The sequence below is a fragment of the Arthrobacter sp. lap29 genome, from assembly GCF_032458965.1.
In the GTDB taxonomy this organism is placed as follows: domain Bacteria; phylum Actinomycetota; class Actinomycetes; order Actinomycetales; family Micrococcaceae; genus Specibacter; species Specibacter psychrochitiniphilus.
Genome location: NZ_JAUCEK010000001.1, coordinates 582,302 through 600,989, shown reverse-complemented (window position 1 = coordinate 600,989; position 18,688 = coordinate 582,302). Strand labels below are relative to the sequence as shown.

The 18,688-nt window shown below is 60.1% G+C and carries 12 protein-coding genes; 4 read left to right on the top strand and 8 right to left on the bottom strand.

From position 1 onward, the window contains the following. The first annotated feature begins 40 nt into the window (after positions 1-40). From RY113_RS02690 to RY113_RS02675, 4 genes are all read left to right on the top strand, one after another. Entirely contained in the window at positions 41-1,066 is a 1,026-nt protein-coding gene (locus RY113_RS02690; protein WP_110107327.1) for a 3-oxoacyl-ACP synthase III, read from the top strand. After that, positions 1,060-3,741, top strand: a complete 2,682-nt coding sequence (locus tag RY113_RS02685) for an alpha/beta fold hydrolase (protein ID WP_315913216.1) — start codon at positions 1,060-1,062, stop codon at positions 3,739-3,741. Before RY113_RS02690 ends, RY113_RS02685 begins: the two co-directional genes overlap by 7 nt. Beyond that, positions 3,738-4,766 (top strand): NAD-dependent epimerase/dehydratase family protein, encoded by a 1,029-nt coding sequence (locus tag RY113_RS02680; RefSeq protein ID WP_315913214.1) that lies wholly within the window; start codon positions 3,738-3,740, stop codon positions 4,764-4,766. Before RY113_RS02685 ends, RY113_RS02680 begins: the two co-directional genes overlap by 4 nt. A gap of 214 nt (positions 4,767-4,980) precedes the next feature. Beyond that, positions 4,981-9,732, top strand: a complete 4,752-nt coding sequence (locus RY113_RS02675; protein WP_315913212.1) for a DUF4082 domain-containing protein — start codon at positions 4,981-4,983, stop codon at positions 9,730-9,732. 16 nt (positions 9,733-9,748) lie between these two features. On the opposite strand, the gene RY113_RS02670 is transcribed toward RY113_RS02675, so the two are convergent. The 8 genes from RY113_RS02670 to RY113_RS02635 form a co-directional block, all read right to left on the bottom strand. Then, a complete protein-coding gene (locus RY113_RS02670; RefSeq protein WP_110107326.1) occupies positions 9,749-10,762 on the bottom strand; it encodes a PD40 domain-containing protein in 1,014 nt (337 codons plus the stop codon). Further along, positions 10,759-12,063, bottom strand: a complete 1,305-nt coding sequence (locus tag RY113_RS02665; RefSeq protein WP_110107325.1) for an MFS transporter — start codon at positions 12,061-12,063, stop codon at positions 10,759-10,761. The genes RY113_RS02670 and RY113_RS02665 overlap by 4 nt, the downstream gene beginning before the upstream one ends. Positions 12,064-12,074: 11 nt before the next feature. Beyond that, positions 12,075-12,803, bottom strand: coding sequence for a hypothetical protein (locus RY113_RS02660; protein ID WP_315913211.1), 729 nt, complete (start codon positions 12,801-12,803; stop codon positions 12,075-12,077). A 353-nt stretch (positions 12,804-13,156) separates the two neighbouring features. Next, on the bottom strand, positions 13,157-15,790 hold the full coding sequence (locus RY113_RS02655; protein ID WP_315913209.1) for an NPCBM/NEW2 domain-containing protein: 2,634 nt from the start codon (positions 15,788-15,790) through the stop codon (positions 13,157-13,159). Positions 15,791-15,954: 164 nt separating this feature from the next. Continuing rightward, a complete protein-coding gene (gene mutM / locus RY113_RS02650; RefSeq protein WP_315913208.1) occupies positions 15,955-16,902 on the bottom strand; it encodes a bifunctional DNA-formamidopyrimidine glycosylase/DNA-(apurinic or apyrimidinic site) lyase in 948 nt (315 codons plus the stop codon). Then, positions 16,902-17,687, bottom strand: a complete 786-nt coding sequence (gene rnc, locus RY113_RS02645; RefSeq protein WP_315913207.1) for a ribonuclease III — start codon at positions 17,685-17,687, stop codon at positions 16,902-16,904. Before rnc ends, mutM begins: the two co-directional genes overlap by 1 nt. A 54-nt stretch (positions 17,688-17,741) precedes the next feature. Continuing rightward, complete coding sequence (rpmF, locus tag RY113_RS02640; RefSeq protein WP_315913206.1) at positions 17,742-17,945, bottom strand: 50S ribosomal protein L32; 204 nt, start codon at positions 17,943-17,945, stop codon at positions 17,742-17,744. A gap of 58 nt (positions 17,946-18,003) precedes the next feature. Beyond that, positions 18,004-18,483: a DUF177 domain-containing protein gene (locus RY113_RS02635; RefSeq protein WP_245932293.1), complete on the bottom strand. Its 480-nt coding sequence runs from the start codon at positions 18,481-18,483 to the stop codon at positions 18,004-18,006. Between the last annotated feature and the right edge of the window lie 205 nt (positions 18,484-18,688).

Genomic DNA, 18,688 nt, shown 5'->3' with positions numbered 1-18,688 from the left:
GTGACGTTGAACACTTGATACCTAAGAAAAAGGCTGGAACTTGATCGGCAACGCTACGTTTCGTCACCACAACACCGCCTTGCTTGCTGTTTCCAGCATTGAGGCTCCGATTGTTGTCAAATCCAGTGACTTCGACGCCCGTCTAGCCCCGAGCCTGAAACGTCTGCGCCTCTCCAAACGGCTCTTGGAGCGTGTGGCCGGTGTGGAGGAACGCCGCTGGTGGGCCCCGGGCACAGACTTTGACGACGCCGCCATTGAGGCTGGTGCCAAGGCGCTGGCCGAGGCCGGGATTGAACCGGGCCAGGTGGGCCTGCTGATCAATACCTCCGTCACTCGACGCAATCTTGAACCCTCCGTTGCCGTGAAGGTGCACAACGGTTTGGGGCTACCCTCCTCGGCCATGAACTTTGACGTGGCCAACGCCTGCCTGGGCTTCGTCAACGGAATGACCTTGGCTGCGAACATGATCGACTCCGGCCAGATCAAGTACGCCTTGGTGGTGGCGGGCGAGGACGCCCAGGCCACGCAGGAAAACACCTTCAACCGTCTGAACGCGGAAACCTCCACCCGTGAGGACTATCTCAAAGAATTCGCCACCTTGACGCTGGGTTCCGGCGCGGCCGCTGCCGTTATTGGCCCGGCAGATCTGCATCCCGAAGGTCACCGCATAGTGGGCGGCGTCTCCCGTGCCGGCACGCAGCACCACCAGCTGTGTGTGGGCGGGCCTGACGGCATGTTCACAGACACCAAAGGACTGCTGGACAATGGTCTGGAACTGGTCACTGATGCCTGGCATGAGGCCCACACCGACGGCTGGGACTGGCGCTCCATGGACCGCTACGTCACCCACCAGGTCTCCAACTCTTACACCAACGCCATCATCAAGGCCGTGAATCTGGTCAAGGGGCGGGTGCCCATCACATTCCCGAAATGGGGCAATGTGGGCCCAGCCTCGCTGCCCATGACCTTGGCGCAGGAATCCCAGAGCCTGAACCGTGGCGATCGGGTCCTGTGCATGGGTGTGGGCTCAGGCTTGAACACCGCCATGATGGAAATTGCGTGGTAGCAGTGACTTCCGAGCACACGGCCGTGTCCCAACCATGGCCCGGTGTCTCTCCAGCGTGGCAGCAGGTACTCACGGTCCCGTCCACGTCCGCCGTTGATCCTGTAGGCACCAGCAGGCAATGGCACTACCTGGACAATGAGTCCGACGTGCTGGCCACCGGCAAGGCCCCTCGAGGCACCCTGCTGTGCGTGCACGGCAATCCCACGTGGTCTTATCTGTGGCGCACCCTCCTGGCCGGGGCTACCTCCCCCGAAACTCTTGCCGCTGGCGGCCCGTGGCGCGTCATCGCCGTAGACCAGCTGGATATGGGATTCTCCGAGCGCACGGGCACCTTCCGCCGCCTCGAGGACCGCATCAACGACCTCTCTGACTTCACCGCCGCACTGGGCCTTACCGGGCCTGTGGTGAGTGTGGGACACGACTGGGGCGGCATCATTTCCCTGGGCTGGGCCACCCGGCACAAGGACCAGCTGGCCGCCGTGGTACTGACCAACACGGCCGTGCACCCGGCAGGTTTCACCCTTCCGCCAGCTCTAAAACTTGCCCTACACCCCGCCGTCCACCAGTGGGGCACCAGGACCACTTCCGCCTTTTTGCGTGTCACGCACGGACTCGCTGCGCCCACCCTGAGCGCGGAGGTCCGCGCAGCATTCATGGCCCCGTACCGCTCCGTGGCCCGGCGTGCCGGGGTAGGTAATTTTGTGGCCGATATTCCGGCAACGCCAGAGCACCCGTCCTGGGCTGTACTGGATGCTGTGTCCTCTGATATCCGTTCCCTTGGCGTGCCTGCCCTGATGATGTGGGGCCCCAAGGACCCGGTCTTCTCAGATCGATACCTGCGAGATCTGATCACGCGCCTGCCCCACGCCGATGTGCACCGTTTTGAAGGTGCTAGCCACCTGGTCCAGGAAGATCGTGACATAGCGGCACCAACATTCACCTGGCTGGCGCAGCGTTTCCCGACATCTGATCAAGCCGCATCCCTTGAGCAAGCCCCCACCCAGGACAGCACGAACACGCAGTATGTCCCTATGCTGGCCGAGCTCGATGCCCGCACTGCCGATACCAGCACCGCGGTGGTGGATATGTTGGCCGACGGCGGAACACGTTCGCTGAGCTGGGCGCAGCTCTCCTGCGATGTGGACGATCTCGCGGCAGGACTGCGTGAACTCGGTGTCAAGGCCGGAGACAGGGTCAGTTTGCTGGTGCCGCCGGGCATCAATCTAACTACCTTGATCTACGCCTGCCTGCGTCTGGGCGCCGTCATTGTGGTGGCCGACGCGGGGCTGGGCACCAAGGGGCTCAGCCGCGCCATCAAGGGAGCCGGGCCTGACTTCCTGATTGGGATTGAACGTGCTTTGGCTGGTGCCCGTCTGTACAACTGGCCCGGCATTAGGATTGCCGCGGAAGATTTCCCACCTGCCACAGCAACAGCCAAGAAAGCCCTCTTCAAGGTTGCCGGCACGGTTCCGCAGTTACTGGCCAATGGTCGCGTGACCCGGTTGGCCGGGTATGCGAGCACCTTTAGCACCCCCGCACCGGATGCCGATGCAGCAGTGCTGTTCACCTCCGGTTCCACCGGACCGGCCAAGGGTGTTGTGTACACACACCGCCGGCTGGCCGCCATGCGCGACACCCTTAAAGCCACCTACCGGCTTGAAGCGGGCACGTCACTGGTAGCCGGTTTTGCACCCTTTGCCCTTCTTGGCCCGGCCTTGGGCGCCACCACTGTCACTCCCGACATGGATGTCACCGCCCCGCGCACCTTGACCGCCAAGGCCTTGGCCGAAGCTGCCGCTGCCATTGATGCAACAGTGGTGTTCGCCTCCCCCGCCGCGCTTGTGAACGTGGTGGCCACCGCTGCGGAACTCACGCCTGCCCTGCGGAAGGTGCTGGCCGGCGTCGAACTTCTCCTCTCGGCAGGTGCACCCCTGGGTCAACGGCTACTCACCCAGGTGCAGGAGCTGACCACCAATGCGGCTCTGCACACTCCCTACGGTATGACGGAAGCGCTGCCTGTCACCGATATTGACTTACCGGGCATTCTTGCGGCCGGGGCAGGCAATGGTGTGTGTGTTGGAACCCCTGTCAGCGGCGCCGCCATTGCCATAGCGCCCGTGCTGGCGCAAGGGCTTGACCTTTCGCCCACCACCGCCGCCGAAGTCACCGGGGAGATTCTGGTGCGTGCTCCGCACGTCAAGGAACGCTATGACCGCCTGTGGATCACGCAAACTCACAGCACCTCCATTCCTGGCTGGCACCGCACAGGCGATATTGGGCATCTGGATGCGCAGGGCCGGCTGTGGGTTGAGGGCCGGATGGAGCACATTCTCACAACCCCCACCGGCGTCAAAACACCTGTGGCGTGCGAGCAGGCGGTGGAACAAGTGCCCGGAGTTGCCCGTGCTGCCGTTGTTGGCGTTGGACCCATGGGGACTCAGGCTGCCGTGGCGATCGTAGAAACTGCTCCCGCCATCAAGCGTCCAGGGTTGGCAGCTGCCCCGCTCGCGGCGGCAGTGCGTGCTGCGGCGTTGTCCGTGGGACTTCCGTTGGCTGCCGTGATCACCATTGACGCCATGCCCACAGATGTGCGGCACAACTCCAAGATCGACAGGGCGAAGCTCTCACGCTGGGCCGCACGGTTGCTGGCAGGGCAAAAAGCCGGCCAGCCGTGATCGGTGATGCTGCCCCGGCGCACAATGTGGGGAGTTCTCCACAGCGCAAGGTGCTCGTCACAGGCACCAGTGGAATGCTGGGGCGGGCTGTGGCCCAACTCCTGCATGAGCGTGGATACCTTGTCCGAAGCTTGCAACGCCGGGCCGTCCAAGCCCCGTGGGAATCGATTCAGGGCTCCATTGCTGACCCCGATGTTGCGGCACGCGCCGTAGCGGGGATGGACGCCGTAGTACATTTGGCGGCCAAGGTCTCCTTTACCGGAGAGTGGAATGAGTTTCTCGCCACCAACATTGTTGGCACACGCCAGCTGCTGAGAGCAGCACAGCATGAGGGTGTGCGGGATTTTGTGTTTGTCTCCTCCCCCTCAGTGGCACACTTTGGCAGTTCCATTGTGGGCGCCACCGCGGGGGCAGCTAACCCGGCTTTGGCCCGCGGTCACTACGCCCGGTCCAAAGCTGCGGCTGAGGAAATTGCCCTGGCGCAGAACTCCCCGGCATTTCGGGTCACGGCCATCCGTCCCCACGTTGTCTGGGGTCCAGGTGACACTCAGCTGGTGGAACGCGTGGTGGAACGTGCGCGGACAGGCCGCTTGCCGCTCTTGGACGGCGGGCGCGCACTCATCGACACCACCTATTTGGACAACGCCGCCGAGGCCATAGTGCGCGGACTTGAACGGATGGATCAGGCTCACGGTCAGGCTCTGGTGGTCACCAATGGCGAACCCCGCCCTGTAGGTGAACTCATTGCCGGGATCTGTGCGGCTGCCGGCGTGCCCGCTCCTGGCTATTCCATACCTGGCTGGTTAGCCCGCGGCGCAGGCTCGGTCATTGAAAAGGCCTGGACTGTTGCAGGGGCGCGTGGATGGGTGCACGACGAACCGCCCATGACCCGCTTCCTGGCCGAACAACTCTCCACAGCCCACTGGTTTGATCAACGGAACACGCAGGCCGTGCTGGACTGGACTCCGGCGGTGTCCTTAGACGAGGGACTGAGCCGATTGGCAGAGCACTACCGAGCTCTGTAATGATGCGGACTCTGTAATAATGACGCATATTTTTCGCTAACAACTACTTGCTTTTGCGTCCACACCACTTGTTTGTGGCCTTATCTCTTGATTAGCCCAACGTGTGCACCCTATCGTCACAGGTGAAAGAGGTTTTCGCCATCACTTCGGTGGCGGGACTTTATTTCATGCCTGCCTGTGTGGCGGGCATGCCGCTGGAGATAGGTGTCCGAACTTGAAACTACGTGCAGTCACCGGTCTTAGACACCGCCACGTACTGGCAATAATTGCTGCCACGGCTCTAGCGTTCAGCGGTTTGGTGAGCGGTGTTGTGGCTGCTGCATCAGCTGCCGAGTCCTGCGGGCCCGGCAGCAACCTGATCTCCTGTGAAAACTCCAAACCAGGCACAGATCCGCAAGTTTGGGACATTAACGGGGCGGGCGATGACTCCATTCAGGGATTCTCCACTGACATCAGCGTCAATGTTGGTTCCAGCATTGGGTTCAAAATCAAAACTGATGCCAAGGCCTACTCCATCGACATCTTCCGCACGGGATTCTACGGCGGGCTCGGTGCCCGAAAGATTGACTCGATCATCCCCTCTGCTCCGCTTCCGCAGATTCAGCCACAGTGCCTCAGCGATGTCAGCACCCAACTTTATGACTGTGGCACGTGGGGCTTGTCCGCAACCTGGAACGTCCCCAGCACGGCAGTCTCCGGTGTCTATGTGGCCCTGCTGACCCGCAAGGATGATGGCGGCAGGAGTCACATAGTTTTTGTGGTGCGCAATGATGCCAGCCATGCCGACGTTGTTTTCCAGACCTCAGACCCCACCTGGCAGGCCTACAACACCTACGGAGGCGCGGATTTTTACCAAGGTGCTGACATAGGGCGGGCCTTCAAAATCAGCTACAACCGTCCTGTGGTGACACGAGGTGACGTTGACGGACGTGACTTCTACTTCGCCAGCGAATATGCCATGGTGCGTTACTTAGAACAAAACGGCTATGACGTTGCCTACCAATCCGGTGTGGACACTGACAGGTACGGCTCGCTCCTGAGCAACCACAAGGTGTTCTTATCGGTAGGCCATGACGAATACTGGTCAGGTGCCCAGCGCAGCAACATTGAGGCAGCCGCCAACGCTGGTCTCAACCTCCAATTCCTCTCCGGCAATGATGACTACTGGCGCACGCGCTACGAGCCGTCCACCACGGACAACAGCAACTACCGCACTATCACTTCCTATAAGGAGACCTGGTCCAACAGCAAAATAGATCCGAGCAATCAGTGGACGGGAACGTGGCGTGACCCCCGCTTTGCCTCACCCGCCAATGGCGGCGGCATCCCAGAAAATGCGCTCAGCGGCACCATCTACATGTCCAACTACACTGACCTTCCGGTCACTGTCTCCGCAGCGGAAGGCAAGACCCGCTTGTGGCGCAACACCTCATTGACCCAACTGGCCCCCGGAACCCAGGCCGCCTTGGCTCCCCACACCGTAGGTTATGAATCCAATGAGGACATTGATAATGGTTTCCGGCCCCAAGGATTGATCCGCCTGTCCACCACTGTGGGGCCAACACCCCAATACCTCATGGACTACGGCAATCTGGTGCAGCCCGGAACCACCACACACAACATCACCTTGTACAAGAACTCTGCTGGGGCATTGATCTTCTCCGCGGGGTCCGTTCAGTGGTCGTGGGGTTTGGATGCAACGCACGACGGCGACGGGGCACCTGCCGATGTCCGGATGCGTCAGGCACAACTAAACTTATTGGCCGATATGGGGGCGCAACCGGCAACCAGAGACCCCGCCTTGAACGCCGCCAGCAAGAGCACCGATACAACACCGGCCGTAGCCGTGATCACTTCTCCAACTAACGGGACCGCCATCGCCAACGGTGCCAAGGTCACCGTCACCGGAACCGCCAGTGACACCGGCGGGGTGGTGGCCGGCGTCGAACTTTCAAGCGACGGCGGAATCAGCTGGCATCCGGCAACGGGGACCACCAACTGGAGCTACAGCTACATCCAACACGGAGTGGGCACAGTGGCACTGATGGCACGGGCCATCGATGACAGCGCCAACTATCCAGGCACACCCACCCAGATAAACCTCCAGGTGGGCGGTCCTTATAGCGCTCTGGGCCAAACGGTTCCCGCCACAGTGGACTCCGGGGACAACGGTTCGCTGATGTTGGGGATGCGCGTCACACCCAACCAGAATGGCTTCATTTCCGGGGTGCGCTTTTATAAGAGTGAAGCTAACACGGGAACTCACACCGGCTATCTTTGGAGTAGCTCAGGGGCCCAGTTGGCCACGGCCACCTTCACCGCTGAAAGTGGCAGTGGCTGGCAACGTGCCACCTTCGTATCCCCGGTCCAGGTACTCGCCGGGCAAAGCTACGTTGTCTCCTACCTTGCCCCGAAGGGCCGCTACTCCTACCAGAGCGGTTTCTGGGACTACAGAGGCACCACGGCAGCCCCGCTCAGTATTGCAGGTGGCTTCGGCTCACCGGCTGCGGGGGTGTACAACACCTCCGGAGAGTTCCCCACCGACAGCTACGAAGGCAGCAACTACTTTGTGGACGCCGTCTTTGAAAGCACCGACAACTCTCCTTTGTCAGCCACCGCACAGCAACCCGCCAATGGCGCATCCAGCGTGCCCGTCACCACGGCGGTCAGTGCTGTACTGTCCAAGGATGTCAATGCAGCGTCCGTCAACATCTCGCTGAAAACCTCGGCCGGTGCCAGCGTTACTGGAACTACGGGCTACAACCCGGCAACGCGCATTGCGTTGTTCACACCGGCCACGGCACTGGCACAAAACGCCAGCTACACAGCCACCATCTCAGCCAGCAGCAATGGCATGCCCGTGTCAGTGGGAAAGACATGGCAGTTCAAAACGGTGCTCCCGGATGCTACGGCTGGCAACTGCCCCTGCAGCATGTATCAAGACAGCAGCACACCCGCCGTGCTCGCCATCGCCGATGGTGTTCCCTTGGCGCTGGGTGTGAAGTTCAGCCCCACAGCCAAGGGAACCATCGATGGGATTAAGTTCTACAAGGGCCCAGGTAACACCGGCACGCACACCGGCACCTTATACGGCAGCAACGGCGCCGTGTTGGCCACCGTCACGTTTACTGCCGAAAGCACTACCGGCTGGCAGAGCGCCACCTTTGCCTCTCCCGTTCCGGTCACGGCCGGAACTGAATATATTGCCGCCTATACGAACCCTGAAGGCACGTACTCTGCAACTCCGGGAGCCTACGCCGATGACTCTAATAGTGGCCCTCTCCATGTCCCCTCCGGGCAGGGGCGGTTCTCCTACACCTCTGATTTCCCCACCAACAGCTCCTCTAGCAGCTACCTTGTCGATGTGGTGTTCAACCCTGTATTTACGCCACTGAGCGCCGGAAACCAGCAGCCCATTGCGGGTGCGGGAAGCGTGCCTGTTGATACAACACTCAGCACGGTGCTTTCAAAAGCTGTCACTGCGAATACCGTTGCCATCGCGCTCAAAACTGCCGCGGGGGTGAGCGTTGCAGGGACAACCAGCTACGACCCCGGATCCCGCCGGGCCACCTTCACGCCGTCGGCCGCGCTGTCCAATGCCACAAGCTACACAGCAACGCTCAGCGCCACGGCTACCACGGGTGAGAATGTTGCGGAGGGTGCCTCGTGGACCATCACCACGGCCAATGCTGACACCGCAGTAGGCGCGTGCCCGTGCAGCCTGTATCAGGACAGTGCCACACCCGCCGTGCTCTCCATTGCCGATGGAACTCCCCTGTCATTGGGCGTAAGGTTCAGCCCCGCCACCAATGGCAAAATCACCGCCATCAAGTTTTACAAAGGACCGGGCAACAGCGGAACTCATCAGGGCACGCTGTACTCGCTCGCTGGTGCAGTTCTTGGCAGCGGCACCTTTTCTGGAGAAAACTCTGCCGGGTGGCAGACCCTGACCTTGGCCAGCCCCGTGCCTGTCTCGGCCGGGGCAGAGTACATTGCCGCCTACACGAACCCGGTAGGCACTTATTCCGCCAGTCCAGGCGGCTACGGCAACGATGTCTCTGTGGGCCCGCTCCACGTCTCTGCTGGTCAGGGGCGGTACTCCTATACCTCCGATTTCCCGGGTAAGACTTCCTCCAGTAGTTACTTGGTTGATGTGAGCTTCGAACCAGTAGCCACAATTTTGCCGCTGCAGCTACTATCGACAGTGCCTGTTTCTGGGGCGCTGGATCAGCCTGTCACCTCGGCCCTCTCCGCCACGTTCTCCAGCCCCCCAGCAGCCGGATACTCCGTGACTGTACTGGCCGGGACAAGTCCCGTAGCGGGCACTGTGACGGCCAGTAATTCCGGTAAGACTCTCAACTTCACCCCTGCTGCCGCTTTGCCTCCGGACTCCGCCATCACGGTTTCCTTGGATAACCTTGTTTCGGCTCAGGGCGCTGCGCTAGCCGCAACGAGCTGGACGTTTAGGACAGTGGCCGCGAACAGCACCAGCAGCAGCCTTTTTGGATCCTTGACGCCGGATGTTTTGTCCAATACTGATGACAGCTCGGCCATTGAACTGGGCGTTAGCTTTACGCCCGCAACGGCAGGTTCCGTTACTGCCATCCGCTTCTTCAAGGGAATTGGCAATAATGGGGCCCACACGGGGTCCCTGTGGGATTCGGCTGGAAACCGGCTGGCCACGGCTAACTTCACCAATGAAACAACTTCGGGATGGCAAACGGCTGTTCTTGCTACCCCGGTGTCCCTGACGGCAGGAGGCAGCTACACGGTTTCCTACTACGCCCCCAACGGCGCCTATTCCTCAACTGGCGCATTCTTCGCCACTGCTTTTACGCAGGGCCCGTTGAGCGTGAGCGCTGGCAGTAACGGCCTGTACATGTACGGCTCCGGAGGCGCGATGCCCGTGAATTCCTGGAACGCTACAAACTACTTCGTTGACGTGGTGTTCAGCGTCCCGCACTGATTAGCTCCCGCACCGATTATCGAAGTACCGACGGCGACCAGGCATGCTCAATCAAAAGTTCCGGCACTGCACCTGATTCGATCCCCACCGACCAAACATCTTCATCCCCTACGGCTCCTTCACGAGGCAGCCCGTACAGGAGTGTTGAATCATTGAGCCATTCCGCTTGGTCATCTATGCTGCGCGGCTGCGCCAGAAGGGTTTCCGTATTGCTGTCCAACTCCAGCACCGCCAGGTTCCAAAAAGGTGTGGGCCCAGGCTTGAGGTTCTTTTTGAACGCGATCTTTGTCCCATCGGGGGAAAGTGAGGGGCACTCAGCATTTTCTCGCAATGACGTCAGGGTCCGTTGTGCAAGATCGCCCCGTACCAGCCATGTCTTCTGGCCCGAGGCGGCAGTGGCATAAAAGGTGTTCTGGTCCTGAGTAAAGGTGACACCCCACACATTTCTGTCTACGGGGGCTATGGGCGCCCCATCAACCAGCAAGGTGAAGTCCTCCAGGTTGCCATGATCTCCCCCAGCCGTTTTGGTAATGACTGTGGCAGTGGAAAAACTTGCCGGCGCATAGGCATGGCCCGTGACAAAAACAGTTGTAGCGAAAAGTTGCCCATCAGATGAGACCCGCACCCGGCTGGGATTTCCCGGCAACGGATAGTCCTGTTGTTCGCGCCACTGCGAGTCGTACCGCACCGCCTGGAAGGTTGTCACAATACCGGCGTTGGTCCGCAGGCACATTTGGGTTCCTGCGGCCGCATATACCCTGTCACAGACCGCCTCGGTGACGGTCCGGGGCCCCGCAGGCTCTTCCAGTGGGACCATGGCTACGTGCCCATATCCGCTACCCGGCGCGGTGTTTCTAAAAATGATGCGCGGGCCGGTGTGCCAGGTCTCATCCGTTGAAAGCGCCACTCCTGAGGCACTCTGCGCACGCAGCTGATACTGGTTGTAGGACCACAAGGCGTAGATGACAGCAGCCCCCAGCACCACTATGGTGATGGCAGCCAGCCATGCCATACGGGTCCGCGCACTCATACGGCATCCAAGGCGGAGTCTCCGCTTTTAGCCCCAGGTAAAAGTCTGCGGACAAGGATCACGGCCGCAACCAATGCGGCTGCCAGCGCCACGGCGGCAACCACCATGGCATGTTCACGACCAAGCATGAACCACAAGGTGCCGAATCCAACGGAGGCGAAGAAGCGTGAGGCCGCAACCACCGTCTGCGCAGCCGCAATGCCGCTGGCTTTGCTGGCTTCCGGCGAGAATTGACCGGCCAAAGCTGCCAGAACACCATCAGTGGCAGCGTAGAAGACGCCAAGTAGCAGAAGGGCGCCAATAGTGAATGCTGCTCCTGTGGCGGGCAGTACCGCACACAGATAGGCTGCGAGCAGGGCTCCGTGTCCTGCGATAAAAACCCTCAAGCGCCCCCACCGATCCGCCAATCTGCCCAGCGGCACTGCGAGCACCAAATAAGCGAGGTTGGTCCCAACATAGAGCAAGGGAAACCATGTTGCTGCAAACGAGGCCTTGCTTTGCAAGACCAAGTAGATGAAGCCATCACCTATAGTGACCAGCCCCAATATCCCTGCCAGCAGGAGTAGCCGGCGCATCTGGGGATTGTTCAGTTCACGCCATGCGAAGGGCGCGCGAGAAACAGCCTGCGAAGCAGTGTCCGCTATAGCTGCTTGCTTCTCCAGCACCCTTTGCCGCCGGCCTGGAACAAGGAGTCCCAGCACTGCTAGACCAAGAACACCACAGGCCAAGGACACGACAAAGACGGTGTGGTAGCCGTTGGGGATCAGTAGCAGCACTATAAACGCCAGCAGGGGGCCAATAGTGGCACCTACCGTGTCCAGCATTCGGTGCACACCAAAGCTCCGGGCCAGGTGTTCAGGCTGGGCCGCTTCGGTGATCATGGCGTCCCGGGGTGCCGTGCGAATACCTTTGCCAATTCGGTCCAGGCCAATGACTGCTGTAATGGCACCAAAACCTGTTGCAAAGAGCAGCCACACCCGGGCGAAAGTTGATAGGCCGTAGCCGAGAACGGCGATCGCCTTGTGCCGGTCGCCGCGGTCTGCCGTCCATCCGGCACCAATGCGGACAATGGCTGAGATACCTTGGTGGATGCCGTCCAGGAAGCCATAAGCCACCATGGACAGCCCCAGAACACCAGTGATGTACAGCGGGAGCACAGCTGCTACAGATTCCGAGGAAATATCGGTAAACATGCTCACGATCCCCAGCGAAATGATCACTGGGGAAATCTTGAAGGGCGTACTGGAAGGCCACGCTTGTGCGGCTTTGCCGCCTTTACGGTCAGAAAAGGACAGATACATGTGTAGTGATCCTATTTTCCGGCGTGCAGCACGCCGTAGACAATATAGGAAGCTCCACCTTTGATGGGTGTGACTGTTACGGTGACTTTGTCAGTTCCACGGGTAAACCACGTTGCCGTTGAACCGGCCGAGGCCGGTGCGTCTGTACTACCAAAACCCAGCGGCGCAAAGTGAGCCTGATAGAAAGCCTTCACTGCCAGCGGCTCGCGGGCGGTGTTTGCAACCAGGCTGGTTTGCAAGATGGCGTTCTGGGGGCTGACAGAGCTGCTAATGATTTTTGATCCCTCAAGTGCCGGGAGTGCCTGTTCTGGATACCCCGGCGCCAATTTCCCTGCCGCATCCGCAGACTGTGGCAACGGTGCCACCACGAGAGGTAGCTGCGGTTTCGAACTGGGAAGAAGTACTTGAGTTGCTGAGGGGGCTGGACTATTGACTTCCAATGGACGGCCCGGATCTGGGCTCAGAGCTGGCCCTCCCCCTTCAACGGGCAGGGTGATCTTGGGTTTGAGGCTGGCAGTTGTGGCTGGCGCAGTACTCTGGGCAGTGGGCGATGCCTTGCTTGACTGATTTGCGGCTGGCGGACTCGCAGGAGACGCACTCTGGGAAACCGGTGGTGCGGCGGCGGATCCGTCTCCCTGAACCCCGGATTGCTTTCCAGGCAGAAGGTTCAAGGTAATAGCTCCAGCAAAGATGATTACTGCTAGTCCCAGCCCAAGAAAGAGCAGTTTTCGTGCTTTCATGGTCTCACCAAGCCTTTCGGGCCACCCCGAGGGAGAAGTCCCCGCCACAAACAAATCGTCCGCCTCATAGACGGACGTCATCCTCTTTCATTGTCAGCATATAGCGGGGAGCGCCGCTGTCCCAGTGTCTGTTTGCAACGAAATGGCAACGGCAGCCAGCTCTGCTGTGTCACTGTCCTGCTGCAGGGCTTTCTTGCTGTATTTGGTTCGGCTCACACCGTTCGGGTCATGGGAACTATCTTGCTGACAACAACGGCGGGGCCCGGCGAATGCTTCACCGGGCCCCACCTTTGTCTATCAATTGCTGGCTGGCTCAGGAATCCCCTGACACGGTAGAGCCGGCCTAGGTGTTGCTAGCTGTGCAGTCCTGCGCGTCGACGGTTGCCAATCACAATACCGGCACCCAGGAGCGCCATGATGCTGGCCGCAGCCCACAAAGCGTTGGTGTTGGCGCCAGTGCTGGCCAAGTCTTCGTCAGCGGACTGGCCCGGGCTCAGCACGTTGAAGAAGCCCACCAGCGTCTGTCCCGAGTCCGCGCCTGTCAGCACAATCTTGTGCTCACCCGTTGCAAAATTGACCGGAACAATCCATCCAATGGACACGGTGCCTTGCGCGTCGGCCTGTACTGATCCGAGGCTTATGGGCTGGCTGAAGACTGTGCCCTGGACCATTTCGCCCGGGCGGAATCCCGCGCCCTTGAACGTGATCGCATTGCCCTGGTAGACGTCCTTAGCAACGAGGGCGCCGGGTGCGGCCGTAGTGGTGCTCCCCGTGCCTGCCTCGGTTGTCGCGGGCACAGTGGTTACCGGAGCAGTCGTAGCCGGAGCCGTGGTTGCAGGAGCGGTCGTCGCAGGAGCAGTCGTCGCCGGAGCAGTCGTCGCCGGAGCAGTCGTCGCAGGAGCAGTCGTCGCAGGAGCAGTCGTCGCCGGATCAGTCGCAGGAGCCGTGGGCTCCACTGGAACCACACCGCAGATTAGCTTGGCATCTGCCCAGTCCGCCCATGCATGCCATGACGCAGTGTTGGCAGTGCCCACAAGAGCGTTTCGCAGCTCAATAATCTGGGCACCGCTGACGTCCACACTGATGGTTGTGGGTGAGTTGGTGTCCATGGCGATGGTTGTGTTGCTGACGAGTTTGCCGTCTGCGTACACCTCGAAGGTGCTGCGCGGAACAACTTTGTCGGTAGCCGCTCGTGCCTTGACGTCATCATCGATGCCAATAACGGCCTGGAATGTGGTGCACTGGGCGCCGACATTGACTTTCACACTGGCCGGGCTGTTGGCGCCCAGTCCCTTGGGATAGGTGATGCCGGCCAGCTTCAGTGCCGGGCCGTCGTTGGCTGCCTTATCGCCTACTGCCTTGTCTCGTTCCAGCGGGCCCCAGCCGTTTGATGAGCTGATCCATGCAAGGTCAGAAACGTAGGCTGTGTCGGGGAGGCGGACTTCAACTCCGAGTTGGAAGGCATAGCTGGACGTGCCTGAGGTCAGTGTCACCGGTACGGCAATGCTGCCGCCGGCGGTCGCTGCGGCCGTGACAGGGACAGATACTTTGGCAGTACTGCCCGGCGCTACTGTAGCTACAGGCACTGCTGCTGTGGGCAATGTCAGACCGCTTGCAGTGCCGAACTGCAGGCTTGCGCCCGTCAGAGGTGCCGTGCCACCGTTGCGGACACTGACCTCGAGGGTGCCAGACTCACCGGCCGCAAGTGAGAGTTGACCCGAAACTGACGGAGTTGTCGGCAGGCCAGGCTTTTCGCCCGGTGTCAGTCGCAGAATTGCTGTGCCGTGGCTGGGCACCGTGGCAGAGAACGAACTGGACGTGTTGGCCACGTCCACCCGGTCCCACAGCGACCGGACACTGTAGGATCCTTGGCCATTTACCTGCGTCACAGTAGAGCCAACGGTGGCCGTTGCGCCAGTGGTGTTGAACAGTGCCACCCCGATGTCACCGTTGGAGAGCGGTTTGGCCCACACCTGCAGACCGTTGGCATTGCTCACCCGAACAGCTTGTTTGCCCAAGGGGTCCTGATTTACGCCAATAACCTCGCGGTTGGTGATGGTTTTTACAGTCTCTGCCGGCAGCTTTGTCAGATCGGTGCCTGCAAAGAGCGGTGCAGCCAACATGGCCCACATGCCGAAGTGGCTGCGGTTCTCATCTGCGGTCAGGCTTCCGTTGCCCACCTGCAGCATGTCAGGATCATTCCATGCGCCGGGGCGCGCATAGGGCGAAAGCTCGGCCTGTGAGTTGATGATGCCCGTGATGGATCCCCAGTTGGGGGCTATGTCATGGGTGGTGCGCCAAAGGTTGGCCACATCAGCACCCCAAGTCCAGGGTTCGGTGACACCGTATTCGGAGATTCCATACGCTATGTTCCGCCCGGTTGCTTTCAGAGCATCACGCATCTTGCCAAAGGCGGCGGGGCGTTTGAGCTGGTCTGTTTCGTCAGCCCTGCACCAGTCGTATTTGAGGTAGTCAACACCCCAGGTTGCAAAGGTATCGGCATCCTGTTGTTCATGGTTCAAGCTGCCCAGCCCATAGATGGGATAGCTATCCCAGAAATTGGCGCAGGTCTCTGTTCCCGGAACGCCGTAGATTCCAAACTTCAAGCCTTTTGAATGAATGTAGTCTCCCAGTGCCTTCATGCCGCTGGGGAAACGGTCTGGATGGCTGAACAAAACACCGTCAGTCCCCCGGCCGCCTTGCCAGCAGTCATCAACCACTACGTACTCGTAGCCTGCCGCAGCCATGCCATTTGCCGCCATGGCATCTGCGGTGGCCTTGACCATGGTCTCGTTCAAACCGTAGCAACGGACTTGGTTCCAGCTATTCCACCCCATGGGCGGTGTCAGAGCAAGGCCGTTGTCCAATGCTTGGGCCGGCTGCACTCCACCCGCGGCAAGGCCGCCCACCAGGGCTAACCCCATCAGCGCGGCCGTGGCGGACTTCCAGCCAAACGGCGCCTTGGGTTTGAACTTTGATTTACGCACGTTGCAGAACTCGCAATCTCTTCAGGCAAAGTAGATATCTGGGATAAGAATCAACCACATGTTATCGATAACGTGATGTGGCGCACAAGGGCTCTTGTTATTGTGCTGGATTATTACCCCAACTACTTACTTGGGGCGGCTACAAAACGTGCCAATCAATGCCCTCAGAGACGGGCGTTGCGCGGCTTCGGCTGGCAGAAGGGGCATCTGTAGGAAGAGCGGTTCATGAAGGTTTCACGCCCAATGATGCTGGTTAGGCCAAGTTCCGCGCAGCGGTAGCAGGATTTGCCTTCCCGGCCGTAGGCATTCAAGGACCGCGCAAAGTAGCCGGAAGCGCCATTGACGTTGACGTAGAGGGAATCGAAGCTGGTCCCGCCGGCATCCAAAGCTCTGGTCATGACCTCGCGGGCGGCATGAATGATTCTCTCCGTATCGGGACGGCGCATGGTCTCGGTGGGGCGGGCGTAGTGCATCTTGGCCGCCCAGAGCGCCTCGTCGGCGTAAATATTGCCAATCCCGGACACCAATGATTGGTCCAGCAGGGCACGTTTCAGCCCGGTCTTCCGTGCGCGGAACTTCTGATGCAGCGCCTCCAGATCGAAGTCCGGATCCAACGGGTCCCTGCCAATGTGAGCGGCCTCAGCCGGGATTAAGGCCAAACCCGATTCTCCGCTACCTCCGGGGAGTCCATCGGAGGTTGGAATGAGAGAGGTGACAAAGAGTCCGCCGAAGATTCGTTGATCAACAAACCGCAGTTCCTCGGGCGCATCGGGCCGCAAAGAGAAGGAAAGCCGGACCTTGAGGTGTTTTTCGTGCGGCTGCTCCCGTGATTCCACCAATAGTTGTCCGCTCATGCCCAGATGCGCCACCAGGGCAGTGTGTGGCACGGCAGTAGAGGAGGGATCGTCACTGAGAGGAAACCACAGGAATTTGCCTCGCCGGACAACGTCCAACACCGTGGTACCGAGCAGGTTGCCGCGGAAGTCCTCAACACCCAATGCGTGACGGCGGATGGAGCGCGGGTCCGGCACAGCAACGGAGGTGATGGTGCGCCCGGCAATCCAGCGTTCTAGACCCCGGCGGACTACCTCAACCTCGGGCAACTCAGGCATTACTGCCCGGAGGGCGACGCGGTGGGTGAGCCGGCTTCGGAGGAGGGGTCGGCGTCGTACTTGGCAGTGGGGGAAAACTTCTCTCCCAACACTATCCAACCGGCAGCTGCGGCGGCGCGCTCGGCTTCTTTCTTGGACGGACCAACGCCGGAACCGTAGTGCTGGCCGCCGATGACCAGCTCCGCGGAGAAGCTGCGGTCATGGTCTGGGCCGGTGCCGGTGATCTCGTAAACAACGCTGCCGAGGTGGCGGGCGGCGGAAATTTCTTGAATGTTGGTTTTCCAGTCGGTCCCGGCGCCCAGGACAGCAGAGTCGGCCAGCAGCGGGCCAACTAAGCGCATGACCAGCTGGCGGGCGATTTCAATGCCGTGCGTGAGGTAGGTGGCGCCGATGAGCGCTTCCATGGTGTCAGCCAGGATGGAAGATTTATTCCGGCCCTTGGTGAGGCGTTCGCCCTGGCCCAAATAGATGAATTCACCCACACCGAGCTCGCGGGCAATAGAGGCCAGGGCGCGGGTGGAGACCACGGAGGAACGGCGCTTGGCCAGGTCCCCCTCGGGAAGTGTGGGGTTATCGCGGTAGAGCGCGTCCGTGACGGAGAAACCCAGGATGGAATCTCCCAGGAACTCAAGGCGCTCGTTGGTGGGGATGCCACCGTTTTCATAAGCGTAGGAACGGTGCGTCAGGGCAAGACGAAGCGTCCCGGCATCAATACTGACACCGAGACGCTTCAACAGCAGCTTGTGTCCGTCCGTGAGTTCCGGTGATGGAAGTTCTGCGGACATGACACTCCTGCTAAATATTAACCAATCGAACGGGCGAATGCCCGCACGGACGTTTTAGACGTCAGCAACCTTACGGCCCTTGTATTCCAAGAACAGTGCGGTACCAGCTGAGTCGGTGACGACCTTGGCCTGGTGCGGCAGGCTGTAAACAACCTCGCCGTTTTCAACGGTCTTGACCAGAGCAGGCGCGGTGGCCTTCCACTGGGAACGGCGTGCGCGCGTATTGGCACGGGACATCTTCCGCTTGGGAACAGCCACGGCAAACTCTTTTCTCTCGATAACTCACAGGCATCTGCCCATGAGTAAAACTTATTTGCTAGTTTTCTTCGCCGGTTAAGCCCTGTAGGGCAGCCCACCGAGAATCTAGGATCTCGTGATGGTGCCCCGGCTCATCCGCAAGGTGTATTCCGCATTCGGAACACAGACCCTCGCAGTCTTCCCGGCACACCGGCTGGAACGGCAGGGCGGTTACCACTGCGTCCCGCAACACCGGTTCAAGATCGACAGAATCGTGCTCGACCCAACGTTGCTGATCTTCTTCTTGTTCAAGGAATTCCGCGGACGGCTCCTCGTAGAAGAAAAGTTCTTGCACATCGACTTCGAAGTCATCCTCGAACGTCTCCAAGCAGCGGGAGCACTCACCTGTCACTTCAACAAGTACGTTACCCGAAACAAGAATACCTTCATGAACGGCCTCAAAACGGAGTTCCAGATCCAATTCGGATCGCGGAACCGCGCCAATGAGCGGGGTGCCAAAATCTTCCGGCACAGGTATACGCTCTTCGAACTTCCACATACTGCCTGGGCTGCGCCCAAGCTCCCTTACACTAACGGTGAGGGGCGTGCCATGGCTGGGCTTGGTGCCCAACGTGGTTTCGCTAATGAGAACTCCTGTAAGAACATATGACCGACGCACTATCGTAGCCCGAAAGCTCCCGGGCATCAAAATGAGTGGTACCAGACCAAATTGGCCTTATTCAGTCTACGACAAAAAGGGCCCA